Source organism: Vibrio sp. KMM 9700, from assembly GCF_058545285.1.
Genome location: NZ_CM178590.1, coordinates 712,557 through 727,013 on the forward strand (window position 1 = coordinate 712,557; position 14,457 = coordinate 727,013).

Sequence of the window (14,457 nt, forward strand, 5' to 3'; positions counted from 1 at the left end):
AGCATTATTTGTAAATACTATGAGGTGATTGGGTGCAATATAAACAGCTTCAAGCGCTACTCTCTGTTATTCAAACAGGATCCTTTACGAAAGCGGCTGATGAATTAGGTATTTCTCAACCATCAGTCAGTCGATTAATTGCTGACTTGCAAGAAAATGTCGGCTTTGAGTTGTTTGTTAAGGAAAAAGGGCGAGTCAGGCCAACTCCTGAAGGTGTTGCATTTTATGATGAGGTTAAAAATATATTTCATGGCATTAACCACTTAGAAGTCACCGCAGAGCACATAAGAAATTCATCTAATGCGCGTTTGATCATAGGCGCGACGCCGGCACTGGCAACCAAAATTGTCGCCATGGTAATTAAAGACTTTATACATCACTATCCAAAAGTTGAGATTACATTACTCTCAGATAGTGTGAATGAACTGATGCAAGGGCTTCGTCATGGCAAGTATGACCTGATCATGACCAACCAAGTGAAGTATGATTTTGGCTTTGTCGAAGAGCACTTAATGACTATGGATTGGGTATGTGTGCTGCCAGCGAAGCATAAGCTAACTCACAAAGAGGTGATCACACCCGAGGACTTAAATGGTGAAAGCTTACTGAAATTAGTTGATGAAGATGGCATTGAATGGAACAAGCATAAAAAGCTTTTGGAAGATTATAACATCGATGTGACACTCCAGTTTGCAACACAACGCTCTTTATCTGGCTATGGCTTAGTCGCGAATGAATTATGTATCGCATTATTAGATCCCTATACCGCAGAGTTGTGGCCAGAGGATTGTATTGTGACAAGGCCATTTCAGCCTAGATTGCAATACAATTACAGTATGTATTATGCATCAGATCGCACACGGACAGAGCTTTCAAAGATCTTTTCAGAGTGTGCGCAAGAAAGTATTCAGAGATTAACAAAAAATATGGATTGATAGTTTCCAATAAAAAAGAGGCTGCCACACCCCGTGTCGCGGCCTCTAATCGCAACAAAACCTACCCCTACTCCAAACACACATGAATCCCTTTATCGGTTAACTCCTGCACAACTGTCTCGGGCAAATCCTTGTCACTAATCACACCATCTAGTTGATCAATATCTAACGCATGAAAACTGGCGATGCGACCATATTTTGTGGCATCAGACACAAGGTAGGTGACTTGCGCCGTTTGAACGATCGCTTGTTTGACTAGCACCTTATTTTCATTCGGAGTCGACAGTCCTTTCAAACTCCAAGAAGATGTAGAAATAAAGGCAATATCAATATTCATCCCTTCTAAAAATTGCGCTACTTTTGTGCCAACCGTCGAATGATTGTCACGGTCGATTTTACCCCCGGTATGGTAGAGCTCACAACGACTATTGGCCATCAGGAAAGCTGCAATAGAAAGATCATTGGTGATGACTAAAAGGTCATCTCTTTGCGTCAGTTGGTGAGCCACTTCTAAGGTTGTTGTGCCGGCATCCAAATACACAGTCATCCCTGTTTCGATAAGACTTGCCGCAATTTTTCCGATATGTGCTTTTTCTTGTGCTTGCTGCTCGACTTTGGCGTCATGCGAGAGCTCGGAATGGAGTGCTTGAACAAGCTGAACGCCACCAGAGACAGAAATCACCTTGCCCATGGATTCAAGTTTGAGGATATCGCGGCGAACCGTCATATGCGATACGCCTAGGTGATCGGTTAGATCTGAAATACTTAACACACCTTTTTGAGATAACAGGCTCAGAATCGTTCGTTGTCGTTCAGCAGGAATCATAATCTCACTCTTTGGTTATGGTTTTCTTCATCTTAACAAGAATTCATTGCTTTGTGAATATATGTGAATTTATGTTGCATTTTTGCAAGGTCGCTCACTTCTAGCTCGTAAAACGGCTATTTCTTTCTTTATATAAGCCATAAATGAGCCATTTCAGCCTGAATTGGCCCTGATCTTCACAATCAAAATGCATAAAGCATGTGAAGTTTTGTGAAAAGTGTGACTTGAACCCAAGAATTATCTCAAGCGTTAACATATAATCACATCATCAAACATATTTTAACAAATCATCTTTTAAATATAAGAGGCATTATGGCGATGAATAAAGTGCAATCTGTTGGTGTTATCGGCCTTGGTTCTATGGGAATGGGCGCTGCGAAATCTTGCATCCGCGCAGGGCTGGATGTGTATGGTTTTGATCTCAATCCACAAGCTTTAGAGGCGCTTGGTTCATTTGGGGCGAAGAAAGTATCAACCAATGCGGTTGAATATGCGAGTGAACTAGATGCGGTATTAATTCTTGTGGTCAATGCGGCGCAAGTTAACACTGTGCTGTTTCGTTCTGGTTTAGCCGCAGCGCTGAAGCCAGAAACGCCGGTGATGGTCTCTGCAACAATTTCTGCTGAAGATGCAAAACAAATTGAAGTGCAATTAAACCAATACAATTTAGTTATGTTGGATGCACCTGTTTCAGGCGGCGCGGTGAAGGCCGAAGCCGGTGAGATGACGATTATGGCATCTGGTGCGCAATCGACATTTGATGCGCTGGAACCTGTTTTAAATGCCACCGCTGCCAAGGTGTATAACATTGGCGAGGCGATTGGGTTAGGCGCAACGGTGAAAATTATCCATCAGTTGCTTGCAGGTGTACATATTGCTGCTGGTGCGGAGGCGATGGCGCTTGCTGCGCGTGCAAATATTCCATTGGATCTTATGTATGACGTTGTCACAAATGCGGCGGGTAATTCATGGATGTTTGAAAATCGCATGAAGCATGTGGTGGATGGTGATTATTCGCCAAAGTCTATGGTGGATATTTTTGTGAAGGATCTCAATTTAGTCTCCGACACGGCTAAAGATCTTAAATTCCCTCTGCCTTTATCTAGCGCAGCATTAAATATGTTTGTGAGTGCCAGCAATGCAGGCTATGGGCAAGAAGATGATAGCGCAGTAATTAAAATTTTTGATGGTATCGAGTTACCAGGTGTGGATCTACCGAAGAAATAAGCGCATTGAGACGGAGTATGACTATGTTATTAGGTGTTATTGCAGATGATTTTACCGGCGCAACGGATATTGCTGGTTTCTTGGTTGAAAACGGTATGCGTACAGTGCAACTCAATGGCGTGCCGACACAAGCGATGGCGATTGATGCCGATGCCGTGGTGATCAGCCTGAAATCTCGCTCGTGCCCGGTTGATGAAGCCATCCAAAGTTCGCTTGATGCGTTACGTTGGCTGAAGAAGGAAGGCTGTCAGCAATTTTATTTTAAATACTGTTCAACATTTGACAGTACCAGAGATGGCAATATTGGTCCGGTCACCGATGCTTTATTAAATGAATTAGAAGAAGACTTTACGATTGTTTGCCCAGCGTTGCCGGTGAATGGACGCACCGTTTATAACGGCCATTTATTTGTTTTTGAAGATCTTTTAAGTGATTCAGGGATGCGCAATCATCCTGTGACACCGATGACCGACTCAAGTCTTATCCGCATGATGAATGCGCAAGCAAAAGGGGAAACCGGCTTAGTCAACTTCCAAACCATTGAACAGGGCGCAGATGCGGTCAGCGAAGCCTTTAAAGCCAACAAGCTACAGGGCAAACGTTATGTCGCAGTTGATGCCTTTAACCAAACACATTTATCGATTTTAGGCAAAGCGGCAAAAGGCCTGAAGCTGGTGACTGGCGGCTCAGGACTTGCCGCAGGCATCGCGCAAAACTGGGAAGAGCAACTTGCTGATCAAAGCCTTGCAAAGCAGGCGGGTTACCCGATTAAAGCCTCAAGTGTGATTTTTTCTGGCTCATGCTCTGTGATGACCAATCAACAAGTGGCAACTTATAAACAAATTGCACCGCATCAAGCCATCGATGTGAAAGCTTGTTTAACGGATGAGCATTATGTCAATCAAATACTTGATTGGGTGCTCTCTCATATCGAAGCTGAGTATGCGCCATTGGTTTATGCCACAGCAGATGCGGCGCAATTAAAAGCGATTCAAGATGAATACGGCGCACAAGCTTCAAGCCATGCTGTAGAAGCATTTTTTAGCCAATTAGCGGTGAAATTAAAACAGCAGGGAGTGAAGAACTTTATAGTTGCTGGCGGCGAAACCTCAGGAGTGGTGACACAGAGTTTAGGCGTGAAAGGTTTCCATATTGGCCCTCAAATTGCGCCAGGCGTGCCATGGGTGAAATCAATCGACGGCGATCTTTCTTTGGCCTTGAAGTCAGGTAATTTCGGCGATCAAAACTTTTTTGCCACAGCGCAGACATTCTACGCATAAAGGGGCGGATATGAGCAATAAATTAATGACAGAGCAAGAACTTAGAGAGCAAATGGTGACACTCGCACGTTCGATGTTTGAGCGTGGTTATGCCACTGGTGGCGCAGGGAATTTATCCCTCAAGCTTCCTTGTGGCAACTTTTTAGCTACGCCAACGGGGTCATCATTTGGCCGCCTAGTCGCTGATGAGCTTTCGGTTGTAGATATCCAAGGGCAACATCTTTCTGGCAAAAAGCCATCCAAAGAAGTCGCATTTCATCTCGCAATTTATCGTAATAACCCAGCGTGTAATGCCATTGTGCATCTGCATTCGACGTATCTAACCGCCTTATCATGTCTTGAAGGTCTTGATCCGACGAACGCAATAAAAGCTTTCACGCCCTATTATGTGATGCGCATTGGCGAGTTGCCGGTGATCCCATATCTAAGACCTGGAGATCCGCAAATTGCAGAAGAGCTTGCAAAACGCGCCGCAGATTATCGCGCCTTTTTATTGGGCAATCACGGGCCTGTCATCACAGGCACAGATTTTGAAGATGCGGTTGATAATGCTGAGGAGCTTGAAGAAACGGCTAAACTCGCATTTTTATTAAAGGGTAGCAACATCAGATATTTAACGGATGCAGAAGTTGAAGATTTAAAAGGGAGAGGAAAATAATGGCTAAATTTGCAGCAAACTTAACCATGTTATTTACAGAACTGCCTTTCTTAGAGCGCTTTGAAAAGGCACATCAAGCGGGTTTTAAATCGGTTGAATATCTTTTTCCATATGCTTATGAAGCCCAAGTGCTTGCCGATAAATTGCAACAATTTGGCTTTGAGCAGGCGCTCTTCAATATGCCGCCAGGAGATTGGGAAGCCGGCGAGCGTGGCTTTGCTGCAATTCCAGGGCGTGAGGAAGAATTTAAGCAAAGTGTAGAAACTGCGCTCATGTATGCCAAGGCATTGAATTGTAAAAAGGTACATGCAATGTCTGGGATTGTTGATAGTGCATTTACGCGCGAGCAACATGTGGCGACATTTATTTCCAACATTCGTTACGCGGCAGATAAATTTGCTGAGCACGGAATAGATGTTTTGATTGAGCCGCTTAATACACGTGATGTGCCGAATTATTTCATTGCGCATCAATATGAAGCCGTTGAATTGATAAAGCAGGTGGAAAGGCCAAATGTGAAGCTCCAGCTTGACCTTTATCATGCTCAAATTATGGATGGCGATTTGACTCATCTCATTCAAGATCTTGCCGCTTATACCGGGCATATCCAGATTGCCTCTGTCCCTGACAGGCATGAACCATCAGAAGGTGAGTTAAATTATCCGCATTTATTCAAAGTTTTAGATACTTCTGGCTATCAAGGCTGGATTGGCTGTGAATATAACCCAAAACATTCGACTGAGGAGGGGTTGGAGTGGGTGACGCCTTATTTATAACAGGCGAGAGGGCTTTGGAGTGAGCCTTGAGATAAGTCGTTTATGCAAATAAACACTCTGCTCGACACTATATTTTAATAATAACGAATTGAATAACAAAGTGAATTGGGCTCACAAGCTGGGTCCAACACACTTCCCTACAGGTAAAGAAACAAAAAGGAAGCGACAATGGATGGAGCATTGATAGGCATTGTGATCGGTATTTTGGCAATGATGGGTATGATAATAAAAACAAGGATCCCCGTTGCGTTGGCCATGATTATCGCAAGTATTATTATGGGCCTCTTTGCAGGCATGGCGCCAACAGAGTTAGTGGATGCAATTAAATCCGGCTTTGGCGGAGTGCTCGGCGGCATTGGTTTAATTATTGCCTTTGGCGTGATTATGGGGGCGTGTTTTGAACGCTCTGGCGCTGCGGTGCGTATGGCGAAAACCTTCGTCAAAATTTGTGGCAAGGGCCGCGAAGACTTAGCCCTTGGTTTTACTGGGGTACTGGTGGCTATTCCTGTATTTTGTGATTCTGCATACATCATTTTACATTCACTCGTTCGCGCAATTTCACGAGACACAGGTAAATCAGCCGTAGGCCTTGGGGTTACTTTGGCGCTTGGTCTTTTGATCACCCATGCTTTGGTACCGCCTACGCCAGGACCTGTGGCCGTCGCAGGTATTTTAGGCGTCGATCTTGGTCAATACATGCTTTGGGGTTTGATTGTTTCTGTGCCAATGATGATGTTATCGCTGATTTATATTCGCCGTATTGGGAATGAATATTACCGCGTGCCCAATGCAGATACATGGATCACAAATCAAGCCGATTGGGCAAACTTAGAGAAAGTTGCTGCAACCGATGACAAAGAGTTACCAAGTAATTTTCTATCATTTGGTCCGATTTTAATCCCAATTGCGCTCATTTTATTGCACACATTAATTGGTCAAGGGGATGATACATTTCATTCAGTTATTGCTTTAATTGGCAACCCTGTGGTAGCTGTCGGGATAGGCGTATTGATGGCGCTTTATGGCCTCACTCGTAAAATTGAGCGTAAAGATATGGTTGGCTCGATGGATGATGCCTTGTCGACAACAGGTTTGATTTTAGTGGTCACAGGTTGTGGCGGCGCAATGGGCGCAGTGTTGAAAGCATCTGGCGCAGGGCCTGCGGTAGCCGATGCGATTGCAAGTAGTGGGATCCCTGCATTGCTTGTGCCACTCGCGATTTCTTCAATGCTACGCTTGATTCAAGGCTCAGCAACGGCTGCGATGATGGTCGCTGCAACCATGACACTGCCACTTGTGGATACGTTAAATTTAGACCCTGTGTTTGTTGCTTTGGCGTGCGCGGTTGGTCCTGTCGGTTTCTCGCACTTAAATGACTCATACTTTCATATCATTAACCGAACTTTAGGTATTACTGAGTTAACGGATCAACTTAAAGTATGGACGGTTTCATCTATGGTGGCATGGGGTATTGGGGCGTCAATTGTGATGGTTTTAAACTTAATCTTTGGCAAAGGTGGCACCTTAATCGATCCTATCGTGCCGCTTGTTGTTCTGGCTGCCGTGTTTGTCTGGATTAAATCTAAAGAAAAAACAGAGGCACAAGGTGTGACGACAAATTAGATTCAATAAACTGTAAAAATATAAAGCCCCAAGTTTGGGGCTTTTTTTGTTTGCTTGTTTTTATTTGTGATATGATTTTTAATATTAAGTATCATATTCTAAATATTTTAATATTTTTGATTAGTTAATTTTTTATATTTGAATTTTACCATTATTAAATTGTGGTTAACAATCATTAAATAATGAATAAAAGATATTAACCATACAAAATATGGTATTTATAATTGTGCATATTATGCACATATATAGTGCGTTGCATATATTTGCACCAAATTAAACCTTGAGAGATAACACTATGACTAAGAGTATTCTAATGAAAAGTAATCGAGAAAAAATAAAAGAAAAAATTTTACAGTCTGCGATAGTAGAATTTAGTTTACATGGGTTTAATGGTGCTTCTACTCAAGGAATTGCTGAGCGCGCTGGATTAAAAAAGTCTCAGTTACATTATTATATTGAAAATAAACAAAGCCTTTATTTTCAAGTTCTTGATGAAATATTTGAATCATGGGACGTATTGTTTGAGTATGATGTTAACAGCTCTGATACACCTCAAATAACTCTAACGGAATACATTAAACAAAAGTTTGAGTTTGCGGTTAACTACCCTGAGTTATCACGTGTATTTACTATGGAAGTAATGGGGGGAGGGAAGTATTTAGATGAGTATTGGGAACAAATTATGGGTTCAGCTTTAGTAAAGGCTGATATTATTAATGATTGGGTTAAAGATAATAAAATCAGGCAATTAGATGGAAGGCTTTTGTTAATGAATATTTGGGCACTAACACAATATTACGCTGATTATGCCTTACAAGCAGAGCATTTATTAGGTAAGCCTGTTGTAGACCCTGAACAAAAAAAGGAAATTAGTGATGAACTTGTTGAGTTTATATTACGCGGGTGTGGTTTAACTAATTGATTTATAATTAATTATTTTTAATTATAATCTAACCATAAGATCTGCTGATTAAGATATTCATATCTTCTTTGAAAGACTGGCATTGTTTATGCATTAATTTGACCAATCGGACAAACTTATTGGTTGATACTATGCAGAATAACAAAATCGAACTTGTAGTTCATGACAAAGCCATTTTAACTAATGATGTAGTACTTCTTACACTAATATCAAAAAGTGGGAAGATGCTACCTAGATTCGAAGCTGGCTCACATATAGAAATTGAACTTCAAAACGGCATTACACGCGCATATTCGCTTTGTAGCGATCCTTGTAACGTTTCTTACTATCAAGTTGCGGTTAAGCGAGAACGAAATAGTCGTGGTGGGTCATCATTCATACATTCTCACCTAAAAATAGGTGATCTTTTATTATCAACACTACCAAAAAACTATTTTCCTTTACGTGAAAAATCAGATCATGTCGTGTTAATCGCGGGAGGAATCGGAATAACACCCTTATTGAGTATGGCTTATACATTAAGCAAGCAAGCTGTTCCATTTAGCATTTTATTTTTTTCTTCTCGTTATAGCAGCCCACTATTTGAGTCTGAATTTACAAAGTTAGGTGGAGAAGTACACTTCTTTAATCAAGGAAAAAATAATATTTGTTTAGAGGGAATACTACCAGAAGGCAAACTTATAGACTTTTATTGTTGTGGTCCAGAATCTTTTATGGAACTAATGAAAACCTTGACTCATGCTGATGATCAACATTGGTCTCAAGAATGCTTCAATGCAAATAGTGTCGCTATTGATCAATCTGTCACTTTAAATCTCTCAGTAAGTAATAAAACAATCTCTCATAAACCTGGTGATAGTTTTTTAGAAACCTTACGTCACGCAGGAATCAGTGTGGATACAGTGTGTGAGCAAGGTGTTTGTGGTAGTTGTATTGTTGCTTGGAAAGATGGAGAACCTCTTCATAATGATAGTTGCTTAACGCCTGAGGAACGTGACGAATATGTTGCATTATGTTGTGCAGGTTGCCGTTCAAACTCTATTACTTTGGAGATTTAATTGTGGCGTATTGGTTGAATAATATTCAGATCCCCAGTTGGCTATCTAATATAAAAGATTCTGATCGAGTATCTATTTCAATAGAAAACGGCTCAATTGTAAAAGTTGTGAAAGCTACCGAAGCAAACTTTGAGCGTGAAGATTCAATTTGGGAAGGTAATGGAAGGTTAGCTATCTCAGGGTTATGTGATATTCATACCCACTTAGATAAGACGTATACTCGTTCACGGCTAGGGAATATTGGTCCTGGTTTATTAAATGCTATCCATGCAATGAATAAAGATAAGACAAATTGGAATGAAGTGGATCTGTTTGAAAGGATAAATAAAGCGCTTCAATCAGCATATTATAATGGTGTTTCATATATTAGAACTCATATAGATTGGTTTGATTTATGTACTCCTACTGCATGGTTAGTTTTAGATGAAATCATTTTAAATTGGGAAAAAAAACTACTCATAGAAAGAGTCGCCTTAGCTCCTTTAACTGTCTTTGAAGATGAAAGTAGAAGTATAGATTTAGCAGAAAAAATAAGTAAAAGTAACAATAGTTTGTTAGGGGCATTTATACATTCGAGCAATTATAGTCGCACAGCTATGGAAAACTTATTTAAGGTGGCAAATAAGTTTAAATTAGACTTAGACCTTCATATTAATGAGGAAATAGGCAGCGCAGATGGTCTTCTCTGGATTAGTGATTATTTAAATAAAAATGAATTCTTAGGTGAAATAACATGTGGCCATGCGTGTGGTCTCCAAAGTTTAGATAAAAAAGTGGCTAAAAATATTTTAAAAGTTTTTTCTAAACATAAAGTTAACTTAGTGGCTTTACCTACAACCAATTTATTATTACAAGATGCTGAAAAAGATGTTACGCCTACTCATAGGGGGGTTACTCTTGTTAAAGAAGCTGTAGCAGAAAATGTAAGCGTGATGTTTTCTAGTGATAACGTTGCTGATGCATTTTGCCCATATGGTGACTATAACCCGATTGAAATATTAAAATTAGCATGTATTACAGCTCAACTAGAGGAACCATTTCACAAATGGAGCCAATCAATCTGTACATTAAAACCTTCTCAAGATTTAAATAAATCAATTTTAATAGGACAGCCAGCTGATTTCATTATATTTGACCACTCTAATTTACATATATGGCCGGAATATAAGGCTGTTACTGTTATGCGATATGGGCAATGGCTAAGTTAAGCAAAATATAAAAAGGAGAATAGGTATGGAAACTAATCAGTCTGATGGAGCACCATTAGCACAATATCAAGCATATCGAAGAATGGGAGATTTTATTTTTTTTTCAGGTGTGATTGCTGTTAACCCTCAAAAAAAGAAAATAATTAATGGTTTTGATGATATTTCATCGGAAATTGCAGAAACACTTGGGCAGACAGGGGAGTTTTCCACAGACCTAAAAAAAGGGCCGATTTTGTCTCAAAGTTGGTTCGTATTGAATGCAATAAGAGAAATGATAGAAGAACAAGGAGGCCAAATGAGTGATGTATTTAAGCTAGTTCAATATTTTAAATCATTAGATGACTTCCCTTATTACAGTGAGGTACGTAAACAATTTTTTTCTGAACAATTACCTGTATCAACAGTTGTAGAAGTAAGTGAAATGTTACCCACTGAAGATATATTAATTGAAGTCGAAGCAACAGCTTATCTGCCATTAAATCATTAATTTTAAATGTAAAAAGGATTAAATATGTTACATGGATATATACCACCTAAGCGTTTCTTACCTTATTTAACTTGGACTGATATCGATGCAATCGAGGACAAAGAGAATACTGTGATCGTTTTACCTGTAGGTGCGATTGAGCAGCACGGCCCACACCTCCCTTGCTCGGTCGATGCAACTGTTTCTGCTGGTGTAGTCGGTAAGGCTTTAAGTCTTCTCCCTGAAGATATTCCAGCATATGGTTTGCCGCCTGTGGTTTATGGCAAATCCGATGAGCATTTACATTTTCCTGGAACGGTTACGTTAACAGGTGAAATTCTACTCCACACAATCATTGAGATTGGCGAGTCCATTTATCGTTCTGGTTTTAAAAAATTAATTATGGTTAATGCTCATGGCGGTCAACCTCAACCATTGGAAATGGCTGCAAGAGAATTACGTTTACGCCATGGAGATTATATGGTTATCCCTCGCTCAGCATGGAGTGTAAAACATGACGATTCAAGTTTTACTGAACAAGAAAAACAATTATCCATGCATGCAGGTCATGGAGAAACAGCCATTATGCTCGCACTTCTAGGTGATTATGTCCATATGGATAGAACCGAAACGCATTATCCAGAACCTTTTCCTTGTCCAACATTAACAACTGGCCGACCTGCCGCCGCATGGGCAAGTTTTGACTTTGGTCCCACTGGTGTTATCGGTGATCCAACGAAAGCAACATTAGAACTTGGAGAACAACTTCTGAATCAATTGGGTAGTCAATGGGCAAAAGCTATCATGGAAATTTATGAGGCGCAATGGGTGAAACGGTCAGAGCCTACTTGGGGGAAAGCACATTTTAATGGTCACATTCAAGTTAATAACTAAGTTTTCTAAATAATTAGCTCACTTAATCAAAAAGGAATCAACATGGAAGTTAATAATACATTTAAGCATTCATTTATCGCACTCTTAGTTATAGGAGCTTTCTCTCCAAGTGTTTATGCACAAGAAGAGTCATTTACTTTTATAACCAACTGGTATGCACAAGCTGAACATGGTGGATATTATCAAGCAAAAGAAGAAGGTTTCTATAAGGAACAGGGGTTGGATGTCAGTATAAAAATGGGGGGGCCACAGGTCAATAATACTCAGCTATTAGTGGCAGGAAAAGCAGATTGTATCATTACAGATGATATTGGTGTCATGATGTCACAAAAGCGAGGGCTTCCAATTAAGATAGTTGCGACAAGCTTCCAATATGATCCAACTGTCATTATTACCCATGACGACATTAATTCATTAGCCGAGTTGAAAGATAAAAAGGTTCTGATTTCTACCGCTGCACATTCAAGTTGGTGGCCGTGGGCGAAAAAGAAATTTGGTTTTAATGACTCAATGGCACGTTCTTATACATTTAATATTCAACCATTTGTCATGGATAACTCTGTCTCACAGCAAGGCTTTATGACTTCAGAGCCTTTTGCTCTGGAAAAAGCTGGTGTAGCTTTTAATGTCTACTCTATCGGTAAAGAAGGTTATCCGCCTTATGGGAATTCAATTGCATGTCATCAGAATGTGATTGAAGAGCATCCAGAAAAAATCAAAGCTTTTTTACAGGCGTCAATGCAAGGTTGGAAAAACTATCTTACTGATCCTACCCAAGGCAATAAAGCAATTAAACAAGATAATCCGAGTATGACGGATGATCAAATGGCATATTCAATACAGAAATTACGTGAATCTGGAATTATTACAGGAGGCGATGCAGCTGACAAAGGTATAGGCATCATCACACCGGAACGAATGAAAAAAACATGGCAGATGGCTGTTGAAAATGACTTATTCTCTGCTGAGGATGTTGATTTAACAAAAGTCTATACCACAACGTTTATGGATGATTTGAAGGTGATGCCATGAGTTTAGCAATAAAAAATACAAAAAATAATAAAGATGTTTACATTTCAATTGTTGATGAACCTATGCCCGCAATACAGATGCTTTCAACTGAAAAGGTTTATGATAATGGGACGAGAGCTTTATTACCTGTTGATTTACAAGTTAAACAAGGCGAGTTCGTAACACTTCTTGGACCTTCAGGGTGCGGTAAAAGTACACTGTTAAAAATGGTAGCAGGTTTGGAAGAACCATCTGATGGTCGATTATTATTATGGCGAAAGCCGGTTGATAAGTTAGCTAGTCAAAATAGATCGTTATCTTTTGTTTTTCAAGAAGCATCTTTAATGATGTGGACGACAGTGCGAAAAAATGTTCGTTTAGCTTTGGATCTTGATGGTATTAAAGGTGTTGAGGCGGATAGACTCGTAGATCAAGCATTAGAGTTAGTTGGATTATCCAAGTTTGCAGACTCTCTACCAAAAGAGCTATCAGGAGGAATGCAGATGCGTGTTTCAATAGCTAGGGGTTTGGTTGTAAACCCAGATCTGCTACTTATGGACGAGCCCTTTGGTGCTTTAGATGAAATTACACGCTTTAAGTTGGATAGTGAGCTTTTACATTTATGGCGAAAAAATGGACTGACAGTGGTTTTTGTGACGCATTCCATCCATGAAGCAGTGTTTTTATCTCAACGGGTTGTTGTGATGGCTGCTCGTCCTGGGAGAATCATCGATGAAATAGTAATAGATGAACCATTTCCAAGAACCGAAGATTTTCGCTTAAGTCCTGAATTCTCAAAATATTCCATGATATTACATAGATTGCTGACCAAAGCTTCTATTGAGGAGGATGCATGAGCAATAGAATACATCAGTTTACGCGCCCTTTAATTCAGAATAAGCAATTTAAAAGAATCGCTTTCCCAACACTTGTGATGATTGTTTTACTTGCAGTATGGCAGTTAACGATTCAGGTTACTGGCACACCTGAATACATTCTACCGTCACCATCTAAAACATTTCAAACTCTATTTGATGATTGGGCGATTTTGGCTCCTTCTTTAATGTATACATTAAAAATAACGTTTTTGTCTTTTTTACTTGCGATAGTGATAGGTGTAATAGTTGCTTTTTTCTTTGTGCAAAGTCGAGTGATCGAAACAGCATTTTTTCCTTATGCGGTTTTATTGCAAGTCACACCAATTGTGGCAATCGCCCCTTTAATTATTATTTGGGTAGATAATACAACTCTTGCATTAGTCGTGTGCTCTACCTTGGTGGCAGTTTTCCCAATTATTTCAAATACAACTTTAGGTCTTAGAAGTGTTTCACCGAACTTATTGAATTACTTTAAGTTACGAAATGCATCAAGGTTGCAAGTTTTGCTTCGTTTGCGTATCCCATCATCAATGCCTTATTTTTTGCGGCATTAAAAATTGCATGTGGTTTATCGCTAGTTGGTGCGGTAGTTGCTGAATTTGTTGCAGGTACAGGTGGAGCAAATACGGGTTTAGCGTACCAAATTTTACAAGCGGGATATCAACTTAATATTCCGCGTATGTTTGCTGCGCTTA

At 40.0% G+C, this 14,457-nt stretch carries 15 protein-coding genes; 14 read left to right on the plus strand and 1 reads right to left on the minus strand.

Annotation, left to right across the window (positions count from 1 at the left end; genetic code table 11):
• Positions 1-32 precede the first annotated feature (32 nt).
• Positions 33-935, plus strand: coding sequence for a LysR family transcriptional regulator (locus AC2VOY_RS14380; protein ID WP_491833263.1), 903 nt, complete (start codon positions 33-35; stop codon positions 933-935).
• Positions 936-1,002: 67 nt separating this feature from the next.
• Here the strand turns inward: AC2VOY_RS14380 and AC2VOY_RS14385 are convergent, their stop codons facing one another.
• The gene (locus tag AC2VOY_RS14385) at positions 1,003-1,761 is read right to left on the minus strand and encodes a DeoR family transcriptional regulator (RefSeq protein ID WP_491833264.1); all 759 of its coding nucleotides are present in this window, start codon (positions 1,759-1,761) and stop codon (positions 1,003-1,005) included.
• A 318-nt stretch (positions 1,762-2,079) separates the two neighbouring features.
• Between AC2VOY_RS14385 and ltnD the strand changes: the two genes are divergently transcribed.
• From ltnD to AC2VOY_RS14450, 13 genes are all read left to right on the plus strand, one after another.
• Complete coding sequence (ltnD, locus tag AC2VOY_RS14390) at positions 2,080-2,988, plus strand: L-threonate dehydrogenase (protein WP_491834146.1); 909 nt, start codon at positions 2,080-2,082, stop codon at positions 2,986-2,988.
• A gap of 23 nt (positions 2,989-3,011) precedes the next feature.
• The gene (otnK, locus tag AC2VOY_RS14395; protein ID WP_491834147.1) at positions 3,012-4,268 is read left to right on the plus strand and encodes a 3-oxo-tetronate kinase; all 1,257 of its coding nucleotides are present in this window, start codon (positions 3,012-3,014) and stop codon (positions 4,266-4,268) included.
• A gap of 10 nt (positions 4,269-4,278) precedes the next feature.
• Positions 4,279-4,926, plus strand: a complete 648-nt coding sequence (gene otnC, locus AC2VOY_RS14400; protein ID WP_491833265.1) for a 3-oxo-tetronate 4-phosphate decarboxylase — start codon at positions 4,279-4,281, stop codon at positions 4,924-4,926.
• Positions 4,926-5,702, plus strand: a complete 777-nt coding sequence (otnI, locus tag AC2VOY_RS14405) for a 2-oxo-tetronate isomerase (protein WP_491833266.1) — start codon at positions 4,926-4,928, stop codon at positions 5,700-5,702. The genes otnC and otnI overlap by 1 nt, the downstream gene beginning before the upstream one ends.
• 168 nt (positions 5,703-5,870) lie before the next feature.
• Positions 5,871-7,325: a GntP family permease gene (locus AC2VOY_RS14410; protein WP_491833267.1), complete on the plus strand. Its 1,455-nt coding sequence runs from the start codon at positions 5,871-5,873 to the stop codon at positions 7,323-7,325.
• A 313-nt stretch (positions 7,326-7,638) separates the two neighbouring features.
• Positions 7,639-8,247 (plus strand): TetR family transcriptional regulator C-terminal domain-containing protein, encoded by a 609-nt coding sequence (locus AC2VOY_RS14415; protein WP_491833268.1) that lies wholly within the window; start codon positions 7,639-7,641, stop codon positions 8,245-8,247.
• A gap of 131 nt (positions 8,248-8,378) precedes the next feature.
• A complete protein-coding gene (locus tag AC2VOY_RS14420) occupies positions 8,379-9,305 on the plus strand; it encodes a PDR/VanB family oxidoreductase (RefSeq protein ID WP_491833269.1) in 927 nt (308 codons plus the stop codon).
• 2 nt (positions 9,306-9,307) lie between these two features.
• Positions 9,308-10,513, plus strand: a complete 1,206-nt coding sequence (locus AC2VOY_RS14425; RefSeq protein WP_491833270.1) for an amidohydrolase family protein — start codon at positions 9,308-9,310, stop codon at positions 10,511-10,513.
• A gap of 25 nt (positions 10,514-10,538) precedes the next feature.
• Complete coding sequence (locus AC2VOY_RS14430) at positions 10,539-11,000, plus strand: RidA family protein (RefSeq protein WP_491833271.1); 462 nt, start codon at positions 10,539-10,541, stop codon at positions 10,998-11,000.
• A 24-nt stretch (positions 11,001-11,024) separates the two neighbouring features.
• Complete coding sequence (locus AC2VOY_RS14435; RefSeq protein WP_491833272.1) at positions 11,025-11,873, plus strand: creatininase family protein; 849 nt, start codon at positions 11,025-11,027, stop codon at positions 11,871-11,873.
• A gap of 42 nt (positions 11,874-11,915) precedes the next feature.
• A complete protein-coding gene (locus AC2VOY_RS14440; protein WP_491833273.1) occupies positions 11,916-12,905 on the plus strand; it encodes an ABC transporter substrate-binding protein in 990 nt (329 codons plus the stop codon).
• The gene (locus AC2VOY_RS14445; protein WP_491833274.1) at positions 12,902-13,741 is read left to right on the plus strand and encodes an ABC transporter ATP-binding protein; all 840 of its coding nucleotides are present in this window, start codon (positions 12,902-12,904) and stop codon (positions 13,739-13,741) included. The genes AC2VOY_RS14440 and AC2VOY_RS14445 overlap by 4 nt, the downstream gene beginning before the upstream one ends.
• Positions 13,738-14,316 (plus strand): ABC transporter permease, encoded by a 579-nt coding sequence (locus tag AC2VOY_RS14450; protein ID WP_491833275.1) that lies wholly within the window; start codon positions 13,738-13,740, stop codon positions 14,314-14,316. The genes AC2VOY_RS14445 and AC2VOY_RS14450 overlap by 4 nt, the downstream gene beginning before the upstream one ends.
• The last annotated feature ends 141 nt before the right edge of the window (positions 14,317-14,457 follow it).

Bases quoted from the DNA above. Each gene is read 5' to 3' on its own strand.
- AC2VOY_RS14385 (WP_491833264.1), bottom strand. From the start codon at position 1,761: ATGATTCCTGCTGAACGACAACGAACGATTCTGAGCCTGTTATCTCAA.
- ltnD (WP_491834146.1), top strand. From the start codon at position 2,080: ATGAATAAAGTGCAATCTGTTGGTGTTATCGGCCTTGGTTCTATGGGA.
- otnK (WP_491834147.1), top strand. From the start codon at position 3,012: ATGTTATTAGGTGTTATTGCAGATGATTTTACCGGCGCAACGGATATT.
- otnC (WP_491833265.1), top strand. From the start codon at position 4,279: ATGAGCAATAAATTAATGACAGAGCAAGAACTTAGAGAGCAAATGGTG.
- otnI (WP_491833266.1), top strand. From the start codon at position 4,926: ATGGCTAAATTTGCAGCAAACTTAACCATGTTATTTACAGAACTGCCT.
- AC2VOY_RS14410 (WP_491833267.1), top strand. From the start codon at position 5,871: ATGGATGGAGCATTGATAGGCATTGTGATCGGTATTTTGGCAATGATG.
- AC2VOY_RS14415 (WP_491833268.1), top strand. From the start codon at position 7,639: ATGAAAAGTAATCGAGAAAAAATAAAAGAAAAAATTTTACAGTCTGCG.
- AC2VOY_RS14420 (WP_491833269.1), top strand. From the start codon at position 8,379: ATGCAGAATAACAAAATCGAACTTGTAGTTCATGACAAAGCCATTTTA.
- AC2VOY_RS14430 (WP_491833271.1), top strand. From the start codon at position 10,539: ATGGAAACTAATCAGTCTGATGGAGCACCATTAGCACAATATCAAGCA.
- AC2VOY_RS14435 (WP_491833272.1), top strand. From the start codon at position 11,025: ATGTTACATGGATATATACCACCTAAGCGTTTCTTACCTTATTTAACT.
- AC2VOY_RS14440 (WP_491833273.1), top strand. From the start codon at position 11,916: ATGGAAGTTAATAATACATTTAAGCATTCATTTATCGCACTCTTAGTT.
- AC2VOY_RS14445 (WP_491833274.1), top strand. From the start codon at position 12,902: ATGAGTTTAGCAATAAAAAATACAAAAAATAATAAAGATGTTTACATT.
- AC2VOY_RS14450 (WP_491833275.1), top strand. From the start codon at position 13,738: ATGAGCAATAGAATACATCAGTTTACGCGCCCTTTAATTCAGAATAAG.